This window comes from Phycobacter azelaicus (genome assembly GCF_014884385.1).
Classification (GTDB): Bacteria; Pseudomonadota; Alphaproteobacteria; order Rhodobacterales; family Rhodobacteraceae; genus Phycobacter; species Phycobacter azelaicus.
Map to the genome: position 1 here is coordinate 2,712,690 of NZ_WKFH01000003.1, position 22,772 is coordinate 2,735,461.

Annotated in this window: 17 protein-coding genes; 10 read left to right on the plus strand and 7 right to left on the minus strand. The window is 59.9% G+C overall.

The genetic code is table 11. The features are described 5' to 3' along the window. Nucleotides 1-135: 135 nt before the first annotated feature. Nucleotides 136-1,527 carry a M20/M25/M40 family metallo-hydrolase gene (locus tag INS80_RS14165; protein WP_192966252.1) on the minus strand — a complete coding sequence of 464 codons (1,392 nt, stop codon included), beginning with the start codon at nt 1,525-1,527 and terminating at the stop codon, nt 136-138. A gap of 374 nt (nt 1,528-1,901) precedes the next feature. Here INS80_RS14165 and hemA point away from each other — a divergent pair, with 374 nt between their 5' ends. The 3 genes from hemA to ispG all read left to right on the plus strand — a co-directional run bounded on the left by hemA (nt 1,902) and on the right by ispG (nt 5,728). Beyond that, a complete protein-coding gene (gene hemA, locus INS80_RS14170) occupies nt 1,902-3,125 on the plus strand; it encodes a 5-aminolevulinate synthase (RefSeq protein ID WP_369411412.1) in 1,224 nt (407 codons plus the stop codon). 128 nt (nt 3,126-3,253) lie between these two features. Next, on the plus strand, nt 3,254-4,462 hold the full coding sequence (locus INS80_RS14175) for a helix-turn-helix domain-containing protein (protein ID WP_192966254.1): 1,209 nt from the start codon (nt 3,254-3,256) through the stop codon (nt 4,460-4,462). A gap of 147 nt (nt 4,463-4,609) precedes the next feature. Beyond that, nucleotides 4,610-5,728 carry a flavodoxin-dependent (E)-4-hydroxy-3-methylbut-2-enyl-diphosphate synthase gene (ispG, locus tag INS80_RS14180; RefSeq protein ID WP_192966255.1) on the plus strand — a complete coding sequence of 373 codons (1,119 nt, stop codon included), beginning with the start codon at nt 4,610-4,612 and terminating at the stop codon, nt 5,726-5,728. Nucleotides 5,729-5,855: 127 nt separating this feature from the next. On the opposite strand, the gene INS80_RS14185 is transcribed toward ispG, so the two are convergent. Continuing rightward, entirely contained in the window at nt 5,856-6,620 is a 765-nt protein-coding gene (locus tag INS80_RS14185; protein WP_192966256.1) for a DsbA family protein, read from the minus strand. Next, nucleotides 6,617-7,996: a M48 family metalloprotease gene (locus tag INS80_RS14190; protein WP_192967288.1), complete on the minus strand. Its 1,380-nt coding sequence runs from the start codon at nt 7,994-7,996 to the stop codon at nt 6,617-6,619. Before INS80_RS14190 ends, INS80_RS14185 begins: the two co-directional genes overlap by 4 nt. On the opposite strand from INS80_RS14190, the gene INS80_RS14195 reads away from it, so the two are divergent. From INS80_RS14195 to INS80_RS14205, 3 genes are all read left to right on the plus strand, one after another. Continuing rightward, nucleotides 7,995-9,137 carry a pyridoxal phosphate-dependent aminotransferase gene (locus tag INS80_RS14195; protein WP_192966257.1) on the plus strand — a complete coding sequence of 381 codons (1,143 nt, stop codon included), beginning with the start codon at nt 7,995-7,997 and terminating at the stop codon, nt 9,135-9,137. The two genes, INS80_RS14190 and INS80_RS14195, sit on opposite strands and share 2 nt — an antisense overlap. A gap of 1 nt (nt 9,138) precedes the next feature. Further along, nucleotides 9,139-10,398, plus strand: coding sequence for an N-acetylmuramoyl-L-alanine amidase (locus tag INS80_RS14200; protein WP_226892629.1), 1,260 nt, complete (start codon nt 9,139-9,141; stop codon nt 10,396-10,398). Between the two features lie 188 nt (nt 10,399-10,586). Beyond that, the gene (locus INS80_RS14205) at nt 10,587-13,088 is read left to right on the plus strand and encodes a penicillin-binding protein 1A (RefSeq protein ID WP_192966258.1); all 2,502 of its coding nucleotides are present in this window, start codon (nt 10,587-10,589) and stop codon (nt 13,086-13,088) included. 27 nt (nt 13,089-13,115) lie between these two features. Here the strand turns inward: INS80_RS14205 and INS80_RS14210 are convergent, their stop codons facing one another. Next, on the minus strand, nt 13,116-14,861 hold the full coding sequence (locus tag INS80_RS14210) for a Hint domain-containing protein (protein WP_192966259.1): 1,746 nt from the start codon (nt 14,859-14,861) through the stop codon (nt 13,116-13,118). A 273-nt stretch (nt 14,862-15,134) separates the two neighbouring features. Here INS80_RS14210 and prfB point away from each other — a divergent pair, with 273 nt between their 5' ends. From prfB to INS80_RS14225, 3 genes are all read left to right on the plus strand, one after another. Further along, nucleotides 15,135-16,259: a peptide chain release factor 2 gene (prfB, locus tag INS80_RS14215; RefSeq protein WP_192966260.1), complete on the plus strand. Its 1,125-nt coding sequence runs from the start codon at nt 15,135-15,137 to the stop codon at nt 16,257-16,259. A gap of 100 nt (nt 16,260-16,359) precedes the next feature. Then, entirely contained in the window at nt 16,360-17,763 is a 1,404-nt protein-coding gene (locus INS80_RS14220) for an amidase (RefSeq protein ID WP_192966261.1), read from the plus strand. 47 nt (nt 17,764-17,810) lie between these two features. Then, complete coding sequence (locus INS80_RS14225) at nt 17,811-18,578, plus strand: DUF2189 domain-containing protein (protein ID WP_192966262.1); 768 nt, start codon at nt 17,811-17,813, stop codon at nt 18,576-18,578. Between the two features lie 16 nt (nt 18,579-18,594). Here INS80_RS14225 and INS80_RS14230 read toward each other — a convergent pair whose 3' ends face one another. Continuing rightward, nucleotides 18,595-19,353, minus strand: coding sequence for a helix-turn-helix domain-containing protein (locus INS80_RS14230; RefSeq protein WP_192967290.1), 759 nt, complete (start codon nt 19,351-19,353; stop codon nt 18,595-18,597). A gap of 276 nt (nt 19,354-19,629) precedes the next feature. Between INS80_RS14230 and INS80_RS14235 the strand changes: the two genes are divergently transcribed. Continuing rightward, nucleotides 19,630-20,031 (plus strand): hypothetical protein, encoded by a 402-nt coding sequence (locus tag INS80_RS14235; RefSeq protein WP_192967359.1) that lies wholly within the window; start codon nt 19,630-19,632, stop codon nt 20,029-20,031. 188 nt (nt 20,032-20,219) lie between these two features. On the opposite strand, the gene ilvN is transcribed toward INS80_RS14235, so the two are convergent. Continuing rightward, nucleotides 20,220-20,780, minus strand: coding sequence for an acetolactate synthase small subunit (ilvN, locus tag INS80_RS14240; protein WP_192966263.1), 561 nt, complete (start codon nt 20,778-20,780; stop codon nt 20,220-20,222). A gap of 75 nt (nt 20,781-20,855) precedes the next feature. After that, the gene (locus INS80_RS14245; RefSeq protein ID WP_192966264.1) at nt 20,856-22,607 is read right to left on the minus strand and encodes an acetolactate synthase 3 large subunit; all 1,752 of its coding nucleotides are present in this window, start codon (nt 22,605-22,607) and stop codon (nt 20,856-20,858) included. Nucleotides 22,608-22,772: the final 165 nt, after the last annotated feature.

Sequence of the window (22,772 nt, forward strand, 5' to 3'; positions counted from 1 at the left end):
TTCCTCCCTGTCTCGTGCGTTTGTATCTCCCGGCGGGTCGCGCCGGTCCTGATGCCGGGCAGCGCGCCGCAGGCGCGCTGCCCGGCTCAACGCGCCCGGGCCAAAGGCCCAAGGCGGGGCGGGAGCGTTTTCCTGTTAGGCTTTGGTCAGTGCGTCCAGCACCCGCGCCCAGGACCGGATGCCCTTGTGAAAACTCTTTAGGTCATACTTTTCATTCGGAGAATGAATCGCATCATCCTCGTTTGCAAAGCCGATCAACATGGATTCCATGCCCAGAATCGACTTGAAGAACCCGGCAATCGGGATCGACCCGCCCATGCCGCAGAACACCGCTTCGCGCTCCCATTCATCACTCAGCGCCGCGCGGGCAGCCGTGAACTCAGGGCGGGAGATATCCATCACCGAGGCGCGTGAGCCCTCAAGGTCGTTGTCCCAGATCACCTTGCAATCGGGCTTCAGTCGCTCTTCCACGTGCTTGCGGATCTTCAGGCGCAGCGCGTCAGGGTCCATGTCGCCCACCAGACGGCAGGTGATCTTGCAATGCGCTTCGGACGGGATCACGGTTTTTGAGCCGGCGCCGTTATAGCCGCCCCAAAGGCCGTTTACCTCCAGCGTCGGGCGCGCCCATTGCTGTTCCAGAATGCTGCGGTCCTTTTCGCCGTGGGCCTGGGTGTAGCCTGCATTTCCAAGGTAGTCATCGGCGTCAAAGCCGCAGCCTTCCCACTGGCGCAGCTGGTCCTCGGGCACCTCATTGACGCCCTCGTAGAAGCCCTCGACAGCGATCTTGCCGGTTTCTTCGTCATAGAAAGAAGCCACGATACGGCTGATTTCACGTAGGGGGTTGAGGCCTGGACCGCCATAGTGGCCCGAATGCAGATCGATGCGGGGCCCCACCAGGGTGAATTCATCCTTCAGCATGCCGCGCAGCTGCGATGCAATCGAAGGTACCCCGCGCGATACCATGGAGGTGTCACAGATCAGCGCGATATCCGCTTTCAGCTCTTCGGCGTGTTCCTTCATGAAGGGCACCAGTGAGGGCGAGCCTGATTCTTCTTCGCCCTCAAAGAAAAAGGTGATGCGGCAGGGCAGGGAGCCGTGGATGGCCTTCCAGGCCCGGCACGCCTCGACAAAGGTCATCAGTTGCCCCTTGTCGTCCGAAGCACCGCGGCCCCGGATCACCGTGCCGTTCTCGGTCTCTTCGAGCTGCGGCTCAAACGGGGGGGTCTTCCACAGGTTCAGGGGATCGACGGGCTGAACGTCATAGTGACCGTAGAACAGAACGTGGGGTGCGTCCTGGTTCTCTTGGCCCACATGGCCCACTACCATGGGGTGACCGGGAGTCGTGCGCTTTTCTGCCGCAATGCCGATGGATTTGAGGTCGGTCACCAGCCAGTCGGCCGCCTTTTCGCATTCCGCTTTATAGGCGGGGTCGGTTGACACGGACTGAAGGCGGAGCAGCTCCAATAGGCGATCAGTGGCCACCGAAACATCCGCGTCGATACGGTCAAGTACTTCGTTCAAAGACATTTTTTCACTCCGGAGTTTTTTGATTTTGGGTTTTTGCGGAGACCGTAACAGCGGCGTCGTAAGGATGCCAGTGGGCATGAAAAGCAGAGCTTGCGGTCCGCCTGCGCTGGTCGGTCTGCACCACTTGATGTTTCCGATCATGCGCCGCTTGCGCCTTTGTGACCGCGATCCGGGGAATTGCACGGAAAAAGGCGGTTTAGTCTGCTTGTCCGCACCGCCCCATAGGTTTATTTGACCTGCATCAATGTTGCGCGGCCTGCCTGTTGCGTAAGCAGTTGATTGAAACCGGCGTGTGGGGTAGTTATTCACAAATGTGAATGTGGGAGCCTCCCGCGCCAGCGCCTTTGCGCCAGACCTGAGCTATGGAGATGCCGGTGGACTATACCGCGAAACTCGACGCAGCGATCGAACGCCTTCATGAAGAGGGCCGCTACCGCACCTTCATTGATATTGAGCGTAAAAATGGTCAGTTTCCCCATGCGGTTTGGACTCGTCCCGATGGGGAGCAGCAGGACATCACTGTGTGGTGCGGCAACGACTACCTGGGGATGGGGCAGCATCCGGTTGTTCTGAGTGCCATGCATGAAGCGATTGAAGCCACCGGCGCAGGCTCTGGCGGCACCCGCAATATCTCTGGCACCACTGTCTATCACAAGCGCCTGGAGGCGGAGCTGGCGGATCTGCATGGCAAGGAAGCGGCCCTGCTGTTCACATCGGCCTATATCGCAAATGATGCGACACTTTCGACGCTGCCCAAACTGTTCCCAGGACTCATCATCTATTCCGACGCCTTGAACCACGCTTCCATGATCGAGGGCGTGCGCCGCAATGGCGGTGCCAAGCGCGTGTTCCGCCATAACGATGTCTCCCACCTGCGCGAACTGCTTGAAGCAGACGATCCCGACGCGCCCAAGCTGATCGCGTTTGAATCGGTTTACTCGATGGATGGCGATTTTGGTCCGATCGAGGAAATCTGCGATCTGGCCGATGAATTTGGCGCGCTGACCTATATCGACGAAGTACACGCCGTCGGCATGTACGGCCCACGCGGCGGCGGTGTGACCGAGCGCGACAACCTTGCCCATAGGATCGACATCATCAACGGAACCCTGGCGAAGGCCTATGGTGTGATGGGCGGCTATATTGCAGCGTCCGAAAAGATGTGCGATGCGATCCGCTCCTACGCGCCGGGTTTCATATTTACCACCTCGCTGGCACCTGCTGTCGCAGCAGGCGCGGCTGCTTCGGTTGCCTATCTGAAAACGGCGCCGGAACTGCGTGAGAAACATCAGGAACAGGCCAAAATCCTGAAACTGCGTCTCAAGGGGCTCGGCCTGCCGATCATCGACCACGGCAGCCACATTGTGCCCGTGATTGTCGGCGATCCGGTTCACACCAAGAAGTTGAGCGACATGCTTTTGTCCGAGTTCGGAATCTACGTCCAGCCGATCAACTTCCCCACGGTTCCGCGTGGGACCGAACGCTTGCGTTTCACCCCGTCACCGGTGCATGGCCCCAAGGAAATCGACGGTTTGGTGCAGGCAATGGACAATCTTTGGTCCCATTGTGCGCTAAATCGTGCCGAATTGGCAGGTTAGCGCACAGATCTGTGTTCAAAACTGTTGATTGTGTTATCGTTTCATCAACGAATTCGTCTGTGTGAGTCGTTCGGGTGATTCTGCAGGCGTAAAATTCGGCCACGGCAGGTACAGATGGGACAGCAGTAATGATCGGGCGCCTCACTCAGCGCAAATCGAAGGAGCAGGCTCAGCCCTCCACTCCAAAGGGATTTGACGATTTCGAGCTTCGGCTCGGCGACATGATGCGGGGAGAGAGGGCGACGATGGGCAAGTCGCTCTTGGACGTCCAGCGCGAGTTGCGCATCAAGGCCTCCTATATCGCTGCCATCGAAAACTCTGATCCGACCGTTTTTGATACGCCCGGTTTCATCGCCGGCTATGTGCGCTCTTATGCGCGCTACTTAGGCATGGACCCGGAAGAAGCCTTTGACACTTTCTGCGAGGAAAGCGGGTTTTCCGTAGCCCACGGGATGTCGGCCGAAGCTTCGGGGCGAAAGACGGCGCCAAGTCAGAAACCTCAAAAAGCGGCTGGTGGGTTTGGGAACGATCCGTTTTCGTCGCCGAACACGCCCTTTGCGCCGACCTCGGCAAGCGTCCTGAGCCATGTGGAGCCTCGCGCGATCGGGTCGTTGATGGTGCTTGTCGCGTTGATTTCCGGCATCGGATATGGCGGATGGAGCATCCTGAAAGAGGTGCAGCAGGTTCAATTTGCCCCCGTCGATCAGACGCCATTGGTGCTCGCGGATGTTGACTCGCTTGAGGGCGCGCGCTTGAACGCAGCAGAGTCGGAAAGCGACCCCGCGATTGCAGCCCTGGACCGTCTCTATCGACCTCAGGCGCTTGATGTGCCGATCCTGGCCGCGCGCGATGCACCGATCGCAACGCTTGATCCGCGCACCTACGGAAATTTTGTCGAACCAGAGCTGCCCTCTGTGCAATTCGCAGAAGCGAGTTTGCCCGCAGACAGTGCAGGCCAGCAACTGACGGTGCCGCAGGTGGTGGAAGAGGCCACCCCACGCGCGGCCATCCTTGCGGTGCGCCCCGCTTGGGTGGAGGTGACTGCAGCTGACGGGAGCGTGATCTTCGAGGGGATCATGGAGCCGGGTGATCGTTTCGATATCCCGCTAACCGAGGTTCCACCGCGCCTGAAGACTGGCGAGAGCAGCGGCATCTACTTTGCTGTTAACGGTCAGCATTTTGGCCCGGTAGGGCAACGCGGTAGCGTTACACGGAATATAGATCTTGGTCCTGATGCCATTTCCGAGCGCTTTGCGGTGGCGGATCTGCAAGACGAGAACAACCAGGCGTTGGCCTCAGTCGTTGCGCAGCTTCGCCTTCAAGCAGATCAGGAGTAGGCGGGCGCTTCCCAGGCGTTTTCGGTTCCTAGGGGAAACTGCCATGGATCGCTGGTATTTTTAGGCTATCTATCTCGCGGCGAGCATTGAAGCTCGTAGTTTCAGACCGTATCTAACGGGCGAGCAAGACCACACGGGACGGAGCCTATGTCGCTAAATCACATCAGACCCTGGCGCCACATTGAGCGCCGCAAAAGCCGCCAGATCCACGTGGGCAATGTCCCTGTCGGTGGCGATGCTCCGATTGCTGTGCAGACCATGACAAATACGCCCACGACGGATATTGCAGCGACTGTCGCTCAGGTGCAGGCTGCTGCAGAAGCCGGGGCGGACATCGTGCGCGTCTCGGTCCCGGATGAGGCGTCCGCAAAGGCTCTGAAAGAGATCGTCCGCGAAAGCCCTGTACCGATCGTGGCGGATATTCATTTCCACTACAAACGCGGGATCGAAGCCGCCGAAGCGGGCGCGGCTTGCCTGCGGATCAATCCAGGCAATATCGGCGACGAAAAGCGCGTGGCCGAAGTGATCGCCGCCGCACGCGATCACGACTGCTCGATCCGTATCGGGGTCAACGCGGGGTCGCTGGAAAAACACCTGCTTGAAAAATATGGCGAGCCGTGCCCCGAGGCGATGGTCGAAAGCGGTCTGGATCACATCCGCATCCTGCAGGACCACGATTTTCATGAGTTCAAGATTTCGGTGAAGGCTTCTGATGTCTTCATGTCGGCGGCGGCCTATCAGCAGCTGGCCGATGCCACCGATGCCCCGATCCACCTTGGCATTACCGAGGCAGGTGGGTTGACCTCCGGGACCATCAAATCAGCTATTGGCTTGGGCCAACTTTTGTGGATGGGAATCGGCGACACGCTGCGTGTCAGCCTGTCTGCGGATCCGGTCGAAGAGGTAAAAGTCGGCTTTGAAATCCTGAAATCGCTGGGGCTGCGCCACCGCGGCGTCAATATCATCTCTTGTCCGTCCTGCGCCCGTCAGGGGTTTGACGTGATCAAGACGGTTGAAACACTCGAAGAGCGGTTGGCCCATATCCATACGCCCATGAGCCTGTCGATCATCGGCTGTGTCGTAAACGGGCCGGGAGAGGCGTTGATGACCGATGTCGGCTTTACCGGCGGCGGGGCTGGCTCTGGCATGGTCTATCTCGCGGGGAAGGCCAGCCACAAGATGAACAACGAGCAGATGGTCGATCACATCGTCGAAGAGGTCGAGAAAAAGGCTGCGGAGATCGAAGCTGCGGCAGCGGCCGAGTAAGTAGATACCTCTGCCTCGCTATGGGCTTCAAGCTGGCGAGAACACCACCGAGAACAAAAGATGAGAACACAAAAGGGGCGCCACAGGCACCCCTTTTCCATTTTAGGCATCATCAGTCTTTGAGCGATCAGCTGCGGTTCTTTCGGACCTCTTTTACGACGATCTCCATCTGGTCCTTGGGCAGGTAGCCGCGCAGCAGTTCGCCGCCCAGAACGAATGTCGGGGTGCCCGAAATCGAAAGCTGCTGGGCCAGAGCGCGAGTTTGGCGCAGCTCTTGCGTGACCTCTTCGCTGTCCATGCGGGCCAGGATGGCATCGGCGTCCAGCCCAAGACCATCGGCCAGTCGGCGCAGCGCCACTTCGCCGGGCTCTCCGGTCATTGTCATCAGGGCTTCATGGACGGATTTATAGGCATCGTCACCCGCGATCTGCTTGGTTGCTACCGCGAAGCGCGACGACAGCACAGAGGCTTCGCCCAGGATCGGGAATTCCTTGACCACCCAGCGGATATTACCATCTTCGGCCAATAGCTCGGCCACCTCTGGGGCGGCCTTGCGGCAGTAACCGCAGCGGTAGTCCATGAATTCGACCAAAGTGATGTCGCCTTCCGGGTTGCCGCCGACCCAGGAATAGCCATCGTTTTCTATCTCGGCGATGTTCGCCGCCACCAAGGCCTCGTCCCGCGCCGCCTCATCGGCTGCCTGCCGTTGCTCAAGCAGGTTGACCGCCTCAAGGATAACTTCGGGATTTTCCAGGAGGTAGGCGCGCACCTCTTCGCCAAAGGCTGCACGCTCGGCCGGTGTCATTTCCTTGAGATCCAGCGCCTGCGCCGCGCTGCTCAACAGTCCAAAAGCCAGGGCAGCAGAGGCTGCCGCTTGTGAAAGACGGATCATCTTCGTTTCCTTTTCTGTGATCTTTCGTAAGCCACCAGCACATCCTGCGCCCGCCGCCATCCGGGCGATCCAGTGGGCAAGAGCGCGGTGGCGCGTTTTGCGTGAAGACCGGCATCGTCGAGACGCCCCTGAAGGGCATAACGCTCGGCTGTCACCAGGGCAGCGAGGCCGGTCTGTTTCGTCTGCGCATAGGCCTGGGCCATGTCTCGCAGAAGGAATGAATTGCGAAAGTCGATCCCGCGGGATGTCTCAAGCGTCTTTATCGCGGCTTTAGGTTGACCCGCTGCCAATTGGGCCCGGCCATAGCTGGCCAGGATCAGCGGATCGCGGGGGGCCAGAGTTACGGCTTTCTTGTAGGCGCCTAGGGCTGCGGTCCATTCGCGGTTCTCCATCAGGAACTGTCCTTTCAGTTCCATGTAGTAAGCGTCACCAGGGCGCAGGGAAATAGCGCCGTCGATGGCCGCAAGGGCCTTTTGGCGGTTCTTCAGGCGGTGATAGGCGATGGCCTCGCGCATCAGACGGATGTCCTTATGCACTTCCTCGCCTGCGCGCCGCAGGGTCCATTTCGGTGCGCGGATGAAGCCCGACAGCTTGCCACGCAGGCGGGCAAACCAATAGTCAGCCTCAGGGTTCGGAGACGAATTGTCGCCATGGCTTGCAACATAGGCCTGTGCCGCGCGGATGCGGTCGCGGCTCAGTGGATGAGATCGCATGTAAGGGTCCTGATGGCGCGCGCTCAAGACTTCCTGACCGGCAAAGGTCTGGTGCAGATCGACCAGCCCTTTGGGTGAAATCCCGGCGCGGCTGAGATATCCGGCCGCTGATCTGTCGGCAGAGGATTCCTCTGCGCGTGTGTGGGACAGAAAGCCGCGCAAGGCAGAACTTTGGGTGCCTATCGCGATGCCGGATGCTGCCTCACCGCCTGCACCAGCGGCGGCTGCCAAGGCAGCCAGAGCGAGGCCAAGGCCCGCAGCGCTGCCCGCCGAGCGCATGTTCTGCATGCGCCGCGCGATATGGCCGTTGGCAATATGGGCCGCTTCATGGGCGATGACCGCCTGCAGCATTTCGGGATTGTGTGATTTCAGGATCAAACCGTAATGTATGAATATCGTTCGACTATCCAGAACGAACGCATTGTAGCTAGACTCATTGACCACAAGGGTTTTCATCCGTTTTGCATTGAGACCCGCTGCCTGAAGAATAGGCGCCGCCAAACGGTTCAGGGCGTACTCCACGTCGGCATCACGCAGCAGGCCGATGGAGGCGGCCTGCAATGTGGTCGCGGCATAGGTCAGCAGGCAAAAAGCCAGAGCCGGGATTGACGCCAGACGAGAGAAACGGTCAAAAGTCATGCGCGCACCATGGGAGAACATCATGCGAAACTCAAGCCGGTCTGCGGTGGATCCCTTCATTGTGATGGATGTGATGGAGGCGGCCCGAAGGGCCGAAGAGGCCGGACGTCATATCATCCATATGGAAGTTGGCCAGCCGTCCACAGGGGCACCCAAGGCGGCGCAGGCTGCACTGGTGCAGGCGCTCGAAAAGGATGCGCTTGGCTATACGGTGGCCCTCGGTATTCCGGCCCTGCGCGCGCGCATCGCGCGTATGTATCGTGAGTGGTACGATGTGGATCTGGACCCAAGCCGTGTGGTGGTAACCTCCGGGTCCTCGGGAGCGTTCTTGCTCGCCTTTACCGCGCTGTTTGACAGCGGGGACCGTGTGGGGATTGGCGCGCCGGGCTATCCCTCCTATCGGCAGATCCTGCACGCACTGGGCCTGACGCCCGTGGATATCGAAACCGCGTCAGAGCATCGCTTGCAGCCGGTGCCGACTGATCTGGCGGGTCTTGACCTTGCAGGGCTCATGGTCGCCTCACCGGCAAACCCCACAGGCACCATGCTGGATCGTGGTGCCATGGGCGCATTGATCGAGGCAACCAATGACATCGGTGCCGCGTTTATCTCGGACGAGATCTATCACGGCATCGAATATGAGGCCAAGGCCGTCACGGCGCTTGAGCTGACGGATCAGGCTTATGTAATCAATTCCTTTTCCAAGTATTTCTCGATGACAGGATGGCGTGTCGGCTGGATGGTCGTGCCCGAGGACCACGTGCGCGTGGTGGAACGTCTGGCGCAGAACATGTTCATCTGCGCACCCCACGCAAGCCAAGTCGCGGCGCTGGCTGCGATGGATTGCGAAGAGGAATTGCAGGCCAATCTTGCTGTTTATGCGCAAAATCGCCAGTTGATGCTCGATGGTTTGCCCAAGGCCGGGTTCAGCAAGATCGCGCCCCCCGATGGCGCCTTTTATGTTTATGCGGATGTGTCGGATCTGACGCAGGACAGCCGTGCCTTCGCCGCAGAGATCCTTGAAAAAGCCGGGGTTGCGGTGACGCCCGGGCTTGATTTCGACCCGGTGCGCGGCGCGACCACCCTGCGGTTTTCGTATGCACGGTCCACTGCCGATATCGAAGAAGGGCTTTTGCGTCTGCGCCGTTTCATGGAAAACCGCTAATATGGCGGTGAAATGGGACGAGGTTCGGATGTTTGGCAGGTTTCTGGCGTTCTGCGCGACACTCCTATTTAGTAGCTGGTTCGCTGGTGCGGTGGTGGCGCAGGGGTTTTCTGCACTGGCGCGTATTGATGCGGCAAACAGCCAGATCCGCGATGCGGGGCAGGGGGCCGAGATCGAGCTGCATCTGAGTCAGGGCGTGCCCTATCGTATCTTCACACTGGACGGGCCGCCGCGCCTCGTTCTGGATTTTCAGGAGGTGGATTGGACCGGGCTGCGGCCTGAGACCCTGTTGCGCGGTGACAACTTGCGTGATGTTCAGTTCGGCACCTATGTGCCCGGCTGGTCTCGGATGGTGGTTGACCTGGGGGCGCCGATGCAGGTCAGCGCTGCTGCGATGGAAGTCGATCCTGTCACCTCCGGCGCGGTCCTGAACGTTGGGTTGGAAAAAACCGATGCAGAGGGTTTCGCGGCCGCGACCGGCGCTCCACAGGACAGTCGGTGGGACTTGCCCACGCCCGAGCCGCTTCAGCCGCCGGTTCCGAAGGATGAAAATGCGCCGCTCTTGGTGGTGCTGGATCCGGGTCACGGCGGTATAGATCCCGGAGCTCAGGTCGAGGGCGGCGTGGATGAGAAAACGCTGATGCTGGATTTTGCCTTTGAACTTGGTGAAATGCTGGTTCGATCCGGGCAGTTTTCGGTACAGTTGACGCGCGACGGTGACTATTTCGTCTCTTTGGAGCGGCGCATCGCCTTGGCGCATCAGGCCGGGGCCGATCTGTTCATTTCGCTGCATGCGGATTCCCTGTCCGAAGGCGGTGCTCATGGCTCCACGGTCTACACCTTGTCCAAGGAAGCATCGGATGCGGCCTCTGCCAAACTGGCCGAACGCCACGACCGCGCTGACCTGTTGTCGGGGACGGATCTGACCGCCACGGACGATCTGGTAACGGATGTGTTGCTGGATCTGGCCCGCCAGGAAACCCAGCCCCGCAGCGAGGCCTTGGCGCAGGCCATCGTGGAGGGGCTGGCAGAACAGGGCGGCCCGCTAAACCGTCGCCCACTACGTGCTGCGGGTTTCTCAGTACTGAAATCGGCGGACATCCCGTCGGTGCTTGTGGAAATCGGGTTTCTGTCCAGTGCGCGCGATCTTGAAAACCTGATGAACCCTGAGTGGCGCACCAAAGCGGCCCGAGGCATTCTATCTGGGTTGATCGAATGGCGGATCCGGGACGAGGCGCAAAAGCCTCTGGTCAGGCAATAAGCGGTTATTGCCAATCCGGTTCAGCCATGACCTGCCGATTACGGCAACCTTCAGCGTCGGGCCTGTTGCTTGGTTGGGGAATCCTTTATGATTACTGAGGGCCGGTGGCATATAACCGCCGCTCCCCGTTTTGACCCCGGCGACGTGGCCCCCTATATAGGCGGAACCGCGCAAATGAGGCTCTATCCGTGCTCAGGTTCATTCTATCCTTTTTTGGCTCGATCTTCAGTACGATCACCCTTGGGATCGCTGTGATTGCGCTCACCATTGGTGCGGTTTTCTGGATTTACGGGCGCGACCTGCCCAGCCACGAATCTCTTGCGCAGTATCAGCCGCCGACCATCAGCCGAATCTACTCGGGCGAGGGGCAGCTGATTGATGAATTCGCAGAGGAACGGCGCCTGTTCACGCCTTCCGATGAAATCCCGGTTCTGGTGAAACAGGCGTTCATCTCGGCGGAGGACAAGAACTTTTACACGCACAAGGGGTATGACGCACGCGGTATTGCGGCGGCGGCCATCGAAGCCGTGCGCTCACGTGGCTCCAATGTGCGCGGGGCCTCGACGATCACCCAGCAGGTGATGAAGAACTTCCTTTTGTCCGGAGACCGGAAGGCCGCGCGCAAGATCAAGGAAATCATCCTCGCCACCCGTCTGGAGGAGACGCTCTCCAAGGACAAGATCCTGGAGCTTTATCTCAACGAGATTTTCCTTGGCCAAAACTCCTATGGTGTGGCGGCTGCGGCGCAGACCTACTTCAACAAGACGCTGGGTGAACTTGCCCCGCATGAGGCGGCAACGCTGGCTTCGATGCCCAAGGCACCCTCGGACTATCACCCGGTCCGGCGCAAGCAGCGCCTGACAGATCGGCGCAATTATGTGCTGCGGGAGATGTTTGAGAATGGCTACATCTCCGAAGATGTCTACAAGGTCGAGGTTGAGCAGCCCTTGCGCTCGGTCCAGAACGGCGATTTTGAAAGCTTCCGCACAGCGCTTCCGCCGCGCGACTATTTCACGGATGAGATCCGTCGTCAGCTGAGCCAGGATTTTGGCGAGGGTGAGTTCTTTACCGGCGGCTTTACCGTGCGGGCCACCATCGACGAGGAAATGCAGACGGAAGCCGCCCTTGCGATGCGGCAGGGGCTTGAGAAATACGACCGCTCGCGCGGGATCTGGAAGGGTACAGGCGTCACCTTGACAGAGGAGGATCTGGCGAGCGAAGAGGCTTGGCGCGCCGCCTTGTCGAGTGCGGAAGTGCCGCGGGATATCACCCTTGGCGGCAAATGGCGTCCGGCTGTTGTGCTGGAGGTCGCGGACCAATCCCTGACCGTTGGCGTCGAGGACGTTGCGGAGATCGGCCGCGTGCCGCGAGCTGACATCAAGTGGATGAAGGGAAACTTCCAGGAGAACTTCACTCGCGGTGACGTGGTGCTGGTGCGCGCCGAGATGAAGGATGATACCTTCAGCCACTGGTCGCTGCGGCAGGTGCCCGAGGTGCAGGGCGGCTTTGTCGCCATGGACGTGAATACGGGCCGTGTTCTTGCCATGCAGGGGGGCTTTTCTTACCAGCATTCGGTGTTCAACCGCGCCACTCAGGCGCAGCGACAGCCGGGATCAAGCTTCAAGCCCTTTGTCTATGCGGCTGCGTTGGACAGTGGCTATAGCCCTGCGACGATCGTGGTCGACGCCCCGATCGAGATCGACACACCTCAGGGACTGTGGCGGCCAAAGAACTCTACCAACAAATTCTACGGCCCCACACCGCTGCGCACGGGTATCGAGATGAGCCGGAACCTGATGACCATCCGTCTGGCGCAGGAAGTCGGGATGCCCGTGGTTGCGGGATATGCCGAGCGGTTCGGCGTCTACGACAATATGGGCACCTTCCTTGCCAACTCTCTCGGGGCCGAGGAAACCACGCTCTACAAGATGGTCGCAGCTTATGCGATGTTCGCCAATGGTGGACAGCGGGTACAGCCGACCCTCGTGGACCGGATTCAGGACCGTTTCGGTCGCACCATCTATCGTCATGATGACCGCGATTGCGTGGATTGTTCCGTGGCATCGCTCCCCGAAGGACGCAGCCCGCGCATCGTGGCGGATCGGGATCAGGTGATGGACCCGATCACAGCCTATCAGCTCACCTCGATGCTGAAAGGCGTAGTCGATCGTGGCACGGCTTCGAGCGTTATCAACCTGCCTGTACCTGCGGCAGGCAAGACCGGGACCACCAATGAGGCGCGCGATGTCTGGTTTGTAGGTTTTACCTCCAACATCGTGGCGGGCTGCTACATGGGCTTTGACCAGCCGCGCCCCATGGGACGTGGCGCCTATGGTGGCACCATGTGCGGGCCTGTGTTCCAGCAATTCATGCAGAAAGCTGTTGCCAAATTCGGCGGCGGGCCATTCACGGTGCCCGAAGGTGGGCGATTCATCAAGATCGACCGCTATACCGGCGCACCGCTGCCACTGGATGCCTCGGGAGACTATGTCGTGGCCGAATACTTCCGCGATGGCGCCGAGCCGATCTTTGGTATGACCTTTGATGGTGGCTTCGCCATGGGCTCGAACCTTCCCTTGCTGGAAGAGGTGCAGCAGTCCGGTCGTCAGGTCACCACTTCAACTGGCGGTACGGCTGTTCTGGGTCCTAAGGCTAGCTTTGGCACCATCAGCTCTGGCGGGCTGTATTGACGCGGCAGCTTCGGGCCATTTGAGGTTTCATCTCGCTGTGCCGGAACCAAACGCGGCTTTGGTCTCGCGGCCGGTCAGGCACTGACGCGCCGTGGGGCCGAAGCCCTTTGGATTGCTGCGCAAGGCGGGCATGGCGCGGAACAGGCTGTCCAGCGTGGCTGCGCTCATCGCGTCAAAGGCCTGTGGGCCTGGAAAGAAGCTCTCGGTCGCTGCGCCTTCCGCAAAGATCACCTCATGCCGATCCAAAAGCAGGTGGAGGTAGGTGACCAGCTCGGTGGGTTGGCGCCGAACGCTGTGATCGTTGATCAGATGGCTGGCGGCGGCCATGACTTCGTTGCCTCCGAACAGGTATTGCGCTTCGGCACCGGACAGCAGCATGCGATGCTGGGGCGAGACGCGCAGGTCACGCTTGGTGCCAAAGGTACCGGCCTTGATCAGGACAGGTGCCAGATCTCCACCTGCGGGCACGGTTGACCGTCCGATCCAGCGAAGTGGCTGATAGCCGTTGTCCTGTGTGGCTATCAGATCGCCGGGACAGAGGGCCTCGACCGGAACCGGGCCAGACACTGTTTCGATCAACGTGCCCTCGGCGAAACAGATGATGCCTTCGATATCCACAAACTCGACGTAGGTACCGTCCTGCAGGTAAGCGTTCCCGCTTTTTGTGCCATCGGCACTGGTGTTGGTGATGGAGAGGGTGCTCGGGTCAAGGCGACCGTTGAAGTCCAGGGTATCCCAGTCATCGCCGCCTTCACCGCCCCGAATATAGATCGTGTCGGTCGATGTGGTGCCGTCATTCGCGACACGGAAGGTATCCCGGTCATCGCCGCCCCATAGCGTGTCGCCCTGACCTGCCAATAAGGTGTCGTCGCCAGCTTCCCCTTTGACCAAGTCGGCGCCCGTTCCGCCGATCAGGCTATCGCCATCAGCGCCGCCGAAAAGCGTGTCCTCACCCGCGCCCCCCAGCAGGGTGTCGGTTCCTTCATCACCATATAGGCTGTCGTTGCCCCCGGCGCCGTCCATGTAATCATTGCCTGCACCGCCATGAAAGACGTTCGTGTAAGTGTCCGCAGGATCGCTGGAGGAATGATCAAAGCCAATGATCGTGTCGTCATGGTCCGATCCGTAGACCCCATCGATCCCGCTGAAACTGTCTCCTGTCGCTTCCCCGCCAGAGGCGGCGCCAGTGGACAGGTTGATGTTCACCGCTTCTCCGGAGTTGCGGTAGTCGGCGTAATCCATGCCGCTTCCCCCTTCGAGGCGATCCGCTCCGACGCCGCCCTCCAGGGTGTCGGAGCCGCTGCCGCCTTGCAGGGTATCATTGCCTGTGCCACCACGCAGCGAGTCCGCGCCGCCGCCAGTCGACACAAAATCATCTCCAGCTCCCGCCAGAACCGTATCGGGGGTAGAGCCCCCATCTTCGACCCTGTCTCCATCCGGATCCGTATAGCTACTGTCGATCCGGTCAGCTGCCGCGGTGCCATCTACGGCGCCAAACTCGGCAGAGTAGGTTGGTGGATTGGTTGCTGAGGCGGTCGTTAGACTGTCAACCGTGCCCGAATCCGGCACGAAGTATACGTTTCCGTCCGTCGCCACGTAGTACATGCCCGGATCCACCTGACCCACAATGCTGGTGCCGCCCAAAGTCCCACTCCAGGTCCAGCTTCCAGAACCGATCACATCCAGTGTGGAAAAGGATACGGCCGAGCCGGTGATGGCATCGGAGGTGTTCAGCGATGCATCGCCGAGTTGAACGAGGTATCCGATAGGCATGGGGCGCAAGTCCTTGGGTTGCTGTATGGGCAAGATTTGGGGGCTCACTCGCGTATAAGGGGCGAGAGTTGCCAAAAAGTGAGGGCGGACTTGGAAAGGTAAAATTATCACAAAACAGCCTGTGCTGCACATGTGCCGCTGGTGTCGACGCCGCCGCAGCGGGCAATACCTCGGGGGTGAAAGCGGTGTTTGACACCCGAGCAGACCCACTTGTTCTGCCTTTGACAGTGGGCTATCACGCAGCCCTGACCGTGATGACAGGAAAAACCAAAGATGCGCGCTGAGACCCAGAATATCGTGACCGAGATCGAGAAGTCGCTTGAGCTTCTGGCGCAGCGTTTGAACTGGGAAACCGCTGAATTCCGCCTTGAAGAATTCAACGCCCGCGTCGAGGATCCGACCCTCTGGGACGATCCCGACGCCGCGCAGAAACTCATGCGCGAGCGGCAGATGCTGGTTGATGCGATCAACACCTACAAGGGTATCAAGCAGGATCTCGCCGATAACATTGAGCTGATCGAACTTGGCGAGATGGAAGAGGATGAGGAGGTCGTCGCGGATGCGGAAGAGGCGCTGAAAGCGCTGAAGGACAAGGCCGCCGAAAAGGAGCTGGAAGCGCTTCTGGATGGAGAGGCCGATGGCAACGACACCTTCCTTGAAATCAACGCAGGCGCTGGCGGCACCGAAAGCTGCGACTGGGCGTCGATGCTGGCGCGCATGTATGTGCGCTGGGCGGAAAAGAAGGGCTACAAAGTCGAGCTGCAATCCGAAAGCGCGGGCGAAGAGGCGGGGATCAAATCCGCCTCCTACAAGATCTCCGGCCCCAACGCCTATGGCTGGCTGAAATCCGAAAGCGGCGTGCACCGGCTGGTGCGGATCTCGCCCTATGACTCGGCGGCCAAGCGGCACACGTCCTTCAGCTCGGTCTGGGTCTACCCGGTGGTGGACGACAATATCGATATCGAGGTGAACCCGGCGGATATCCGCATCGATACCTATCGTTCCTCGGGTGCGGGCGGTCAGCACGTGAACACCACCGACTCGGCCGTGCGGATCACCCACCATCCCACCGGCATCGTTGTGACGAGTTCCGAGAAATCCCAGCACCAGAACCGCGACATCGCCATGAAGGCCCTGAAATCGCGCCTCTACCAGCTGGAGCTGGACCGTCGCAACGCGGCCATCAACGAAGCCCACGAGAACAAGGGCGATGCGGGCTGGGGCAACCAGATCCGCTCCTACGTGTTGCAGCCCTACCAGATGGTGAAGGACCTGCGTACCGGCCATGAAACCTCGGATACCAAGGGCGTGCTGGACGGCGATCTCGATGGCTTCATGGCTGCGACCCTGGCGCTGAACGTCTCCGGCAAAAGCCGCGCGGACGCCCAGGCGGAGTAATCCGGCACTTCCGGGGGTGACCTGAGACAAGTCACCGCTTTCTTTTGCAAAAATCTGTCGCTAGGCTTTGTCTCATACCGAGAACGGAGCCTGGCCGACCATGAGCGACTATCATTCAGCAAGCGATCTTCTGGCGCAATTGCACGATGGCAGCCTGACGGCCACGGCGCTGATGGAGCGGACGCTGGCGAGGATTGCGGCGGTGAATCCGGATCTGAATGCCATCGTGGCGCTCAGACGCGCGGATGAGCTAATGGAGGAGGCCCGCAAGGCCGACGCCATGCGCGCGGCCCATGTGCCGCTGGGGCCGCTGCATGGCCTGCCGATGGCGGTCAAGGATCTCGCCAATGTCAGGGGCATCGTGTCCAGCCAGGGCTCGCCGCTCCTGAAGGATTTCGTGCCCACCGAGGACGAGTTGTTCGTCGCGCGCCTGCGGGCGGCGGGGGCGATCCTGATCGGCAAGACCAATACGCCGGAATTCGGGCTGGGGTCGCATACCTTCAACCCGGTCTATGGCGCGACGCGAAACCCTTTCGATCACGGGCGCACCTGTGGTGGCTCTTCGGGTGGGGCGGCTGTGGCGCTGGCGGCGGATATGGTGGCGCTGGCGGATGGCTCCGACATGATGGGATCCCTGCGCAACCCGGCGGGCTGGAACAATGTCTATGGCTTTCGCCCCACCTGGGGCTGGGTCCCGTCGGAGCCCAAGGGCGATCTTTTCCTGCATACTCTGTCGACGCTTGGCCCCATGGCGCGCAGCCCCGAGGATATCGGGCTGCTTCTGGACGTGATGGCGGGGCCCGATGCGCGCCAACCCATGGCTTCCGGCGGAATGCCTGTGATGCCGCTGCCGGAACCGGACCGGATGCGGATCGGCTGGCTGGGCGATTGGGGCGGAGCCTTCCCCATGGAGGCAGGCATTCTGGACACTTGCGAAGATGCTCTGAAGACCTTCGCGGATCTGGGCCACAGCGTGGAAGCCGTGGCGCCGCCATTCCCGGCGGAAAAGATCTGGGAGTCCTGGATCACCCTGCGCTCCTTTGCGGTGGCTGCGGGCCTGCGCGTCTTTGAAGGGCGCCGCGAGCATCTGAAGGAAACTGCCATCTGGGAGCTGGAGCGCGGCCTTGCCATGACCGCCCAGCAGGTGCAGGAGGCATCGGACCTGCGATCAGACTGGCAACGTGCGGCGGCGCGGCTGTTTTCGGACTATGACGCGCTGGTCCTGCCCACGGCCCAATGCTGGCCCTTCCTGGTTGAAATCGACTACCCGCGCGAAATTGCAGGCGTACAGATGGATACCTACCATCGCTGGATGCAGGTAGTGCTGCCGGTCAGCCTGTTGGGACTGCCCTGCCTAGCCGCACCGGCAGGGTTTGGGGACAACGGCCTGCCCATGGGCATTCAGATATTTGGCGCCCAGGGGCAGGATCAGAATTTGCTGGGCCTTGGCCAACAGTATCACGGGGTCACGCAGTGGTCTCAGAAAGCGCCTCCAGCGGGGTGAGGAGCGCCTCGGGAGGAGGAGAGACGTTTCGGGGAGGAAACGGATCCATGACAGACAAGGCCTTTGGCGTACCAGAACTGCAGCCCATGCGGGGAGAGATCCTGCGCGATGCGTTGAAATGCGGTTGGAAAGACTTCCTGGCGCGGCCCGGCTACGGGCTATTCTTTGCCGGTTTCTACGTGCTGGCAGGCTGGGCAATGACTTGGCTCACGGTCCAGACCGGCACCACCTTTTGGCTGGTCCTAGCGGCCATCGGCTTTCCGCTGATCGGTCCCTTCGCGGCCGTGGGGCTTTACGAGGTGTCGCACCGGCTGGAGCAGGGCGAAGAGATGGATGCGCGTGCCATCCTTGGCGTGGTCCTGCAGCAAAGCCGCCGCCAGCTGCCATCGATCTGCGCAATCATCATCGTCGTATTTCTGTTCTGGTTCTTCTTGGGACACATGATCTTTGCCCTGTTTCTGGGGCTATCCACTATGACCAATATCTCGACCTCGCTGGATGTGTTTCTGACGGTGGAAGGCCTCAGCATGCTGGCGGTGGGCTCCGTGGTCGGGGCGCTCTTTGCGCTGCTGCTTTACATGATCACGGTGATATCCCTGCCGCTCTTGCTGGACCGCGAAGTGGACTTTGTGACGGCGATGATCACCAGCTTTTCTTACGTCCAGCAGAACTTCATTCCGATGATCCTTTGGGGGATGCTGATTGCAGTCCTGACATTTGCAGCCATGGTGCCGGGCTTTGTCGGTCTATTTATCGTTCTGCCCCTGTTGGGGCATGCGACCTGGCATATATACCGCATCATCGCACATAATTAGCAACGAGAAGGAGCAGTTACGAGAATGGCTCTCCAGTGCGCAACAATCTGCGGTGATAGGGAAGCAGGCTCTCTTCGGTAACGAAACCTGTGCCGCGCGCAGCCGCTATGGCCGGAGCGATGTTTTGTCCGAGGTATTCGTAGACCATACGGGTCACGCGTTCGCCGCCTCCTTCGCGTACCGTTCGGGCCACATAGCCGACCCAGTAATTGTTCTCCAAAGATGCAACCCGCGCCAGGTAATTGAAGGAATAGGTCATGGAGCGGCGCTTTGAAATCAGGAATGCGACACCATCCTCGTGACAGCTTACAACTCCGCGAAATTCTCGCGAGGCAGGCGTTTCAGGCAAGCCTTGATTTCTCATGGCCTCCTTGGCTTCGAAACCTTTGATGAACGTTGCACCCGCTTCACCCCGGAATACCTGCACAAGACCGACAACAAAGCGGTCCTCATTGATGAAACTCCGGCGGGTGAATCGGTAGAAGCCGGATGCGAAAATCTGCTCACTCAGGTGTTGAAATCCGTGACCCAGAAAATCCGACAGGAATGGCCCCGTTATGATCTTTCCGTGCTGTCCAAGTGTGTCGACCGGCTCAAGGAGGATGCGCGCATCCACGTCAAAGAAGCAACAGATCCGGTCCAGCACGTCCGGACGCGGAAAACTCTCGCCGGACATGTATCGGTTGAACTGCGTGCGGTTGATGCCAAGGCGCCGCGACAGCTCAGATACAGAGGGGTATTGCTGGGCAAGATGACGCAAATTCGCACCAAACATGTCCCGCAATTCCGCAGGAGAGCGTGATTGACGCGCGCCGTTTGAGGGATATCGCGTTCCTGATTCCGCCATTATCCGAGTGTTCGCAGACAAATTTTTCCTGTCATTCGAAGTGATTTCATCTGTTTGTCGCTTAATCGCGTCAAGTATGGTTCCATATGGCGTCACATGATCGTTGTATTTGACACAAAATGCAATAGCCCGACGCAGTATTAGCCATGTTGGTGCCCCCACAATTGTCCCAAAATTGAGCGATAAACGAACGAGGCTAGCACGATGATTGGATACGTACTTTGGAGCGACAGTAACGCAGGCAAGGCGATCATCTGGTGTGAAGATCAAGGTGACCTTGCCTACTACTGCAAGGCGCATGACAGCTCGCGTACTTCCGTTTGCAAGGGCGACTGGGTGCAGTTCGATCTCGAGGAGGACGGCAACCTGAGGTTGGCTGCAAATACACGCATCCTTGAAGGTCAGACATACCCGGCATTGTCTGAGATGCTGTTGGATTGCGGCTCTGCGCAGCCCACAGAGGCTCGTGTTTCCTCAAAAGACAGTGGGTTGACTGCGCAAGCCGCTGGCTCAAGCATGACAGAGGTGCGTCGCCCGGCCAACGACAGCAATGTGATTCCATTCCCAGACCGCTCAAGCCGCGGAAAGCCCGCTCGCTACGGCTGAGCGAGCGTTCAACATGAAACGGTGGGCTCTTCGCCCCCGCCGCCTGGGACAGCGTCTCTACGCATATTCGTGACGAGAACTGCAGTAGCCCATACGCAATAACGCACAAAGGCCGACACCTGGTCTCGGCCTTTCGGTGTTTTGGGCGAAGGCGATTCCGCGGGATCGCGCGGTGGAGCCTCGGCGTATCAGGTGCCGCGCAGCAGGGCGGCAACCCCGGTCCGTGCGATTTCGATCAGGCCAAGCGGGCGCATAAGGTCGGCAAAAGCGTCGATCTTGTCTGGCGCGCCAGTGATTTCGAAGATGAAGCTCTCGAGCGTGCTGTCCACCACGTTGGCGCGAAAGATATCGGCAAGGCGCAGGGCTTCGACACGCTTGTCGCCGTCACTGACCACCTTGAGGATTGCCAGTTCCCGCTCGACCGAGGCTCCTTCGACGGTCAGGTCATGCACTTCATGAACGGGCACGATACGGCCAAGCTGCGCCTTGATCTGCTCGATCACCTGCGGTGTGCCGGTGGTGACAACGGTGATGCGGCTAAGGTGGCCGGTGTGATCCACCTCGGCCACGGTCAAGCTTTCGATGTTATAGCCGCGGCCCGAGAACAGGCCGATGACACGGGCCAGAACGCCCGGTTCGTTTTCGACCAGAAGGGCGAGCGTGTGCCTTTCCTGAACGTCGGAGAACGTGGGACGTAGGTTATAGGCCGAATGTTTGGTGGCGCCTTTTTTGATGTGTAGGGCAGACATGGTGTTGTCCTTTTTCCTATTGGTCCTCAGTCGTTTGGTCGGACCAGTCAATTTCGTGAAGAGGAGCGAACCGGATCAGACCAGTACCGCGCCACCAGCCTGAATCGCGTCTTTGGTTTCCGCTTCGCCCAGCAGCATCTCGTTATGCGGCTTGCCCGAGGGGATCATCGGGAAGCAGTTTTCATGCTTCTCCACCAGGCAGTCGAAGACCACCGGGCCGTCGTGGTTGATCATCTCCATGATCGCATCGTCGAGATCCTTGGGATCGGTACAGAGGATCCCCTTGGCGCCAAAGGCTTCGGCCAGTTTCACGAAATCGGGCAGCGCCTCGGACCACGAATGACTGTAGCGTTCGCCGTGCAGCAGCTCTTGCCACTGGCGTACCATGCCAAGCCGTTCGTTGTTGAGGATGAATTGTTTCACCGGCAGGCGATACTGCGCGGCGGTGCCCAGCTCCTGCATGTTCATCAGCCAGGAGGCTTCGCCTGCGACGTTGATCACCAGCGCATCAGGGTGTGCCATCTGCACGCCGATGGAGGCCGGGAAGCCATAGCCCATGGTGCCCAGCCCGCCCGAGGTCATCCAGCGGTTGGGATCTTCAAAGCCGAGGAACTGCGCGGCCCACATCTGGTGCTGGCCGACCTCGGTGCAGACATAACGGTCATGACCCTTGGTCAGCTCTTCCAGGCGCTGCAACGCGTACTGCGGCTTGATGGTGCCTTCGGAAGGTTTGTAGGCAAGGCAGTTGACCGCGCGCCAATCGGCGATCTTGGCCTGCCATTTCGCCAACGCCTCCTTATTGGTCTTGCGCCCACGCGCCTTCCAGACCTTCAGGAGGTCCTCCAGCACATGGCCCACATCGCCCACGATCGGTATATCGACACGGATCACCTTGTTGATGGATGACGGGTCGATATCGATGTGTGCTTTCAGGGATTTGGGGCTGAAGGCATCGATCCGGCCGGTGATGCGGTCGTCAAAGCGCGCGCCGATGTTGATCAGAAGATCGCAGTCGTGCATCGCCATGTTGGCCTCGTAAAGACCGTGCATGCCGAGCATACCCAGCCAGTTTTCGCCAGATGCCGGATAGGCGCCAAGCCCCATCAGGGTGGAGGTCACCGGGATGCCGGTTGCGTCGACCAGTTCCCGCAGCAGTTGGCTCGCGCCGGGGCCGGAGTTGATCACGCCGCCACCGGTATAGAACACCGGGCGTTTGGCAGTTTCCATCGCCGCGACCAGCTCGGTGATCTCTTCCATGTCGCCCTTCACAGGCGGCTGATAGTGCGAAGCGGCCGGTTTCGGTCCGGTATAGGTGCCGGTTGCGAACTGCACGTCCTTCGGAATGTCGATCAGAACCGGCCCGGGGCGGCCGGAGGTAGCGACGTGAAAAGCTTCGTGCAGGGTGCCCGACAGCTTGTCGGTGTCCTTTACCAGCCAGTTATGTTTGGTGCAGGGGCGGGTGATGCCGACAGTATCGGCTTCTTGGAAGGCGTCCGAGCCGATCATGAAAGTGGGCACCTGGCCGGTCAGGACGACGAGCGGAATGGAATCAAGCAATGCATCCGTCAGGCCGGTCACAGCATTGGTGGCGCCGGGGCCCGAGGTGACCAGCACGACGCCCGGCTTCCCAGTCGATCGCGCATAGCCTTCGGCAGCGTGAACCGCGCCTTGCTCGTGGCGGACCAGAATGTGCCGGATATCGTTCTGCAGGAAGATTTCGTCATAGATCGGAAGCACGGCGCCACCGGGATATCCGAATACCGTGTCCACACCCTGATCCTTCAGGGCCTGGACAACCATTTTTGCGCCGGTCATTTCACGTTTCATCTGCTTTTGCTCCAGTTGGCGGCAACGTCCATTCCGCATAAAAAAAGCCCCCGATTTTCTGGTCGGAGGCGCATGGGTCAGATTATGGTCTACCGTTACCGGCCCATGCGCTTGGTTCCTACAATGACGACTAGGGAAGTCATTTGCCGTGAGGCTCCTCTTTTG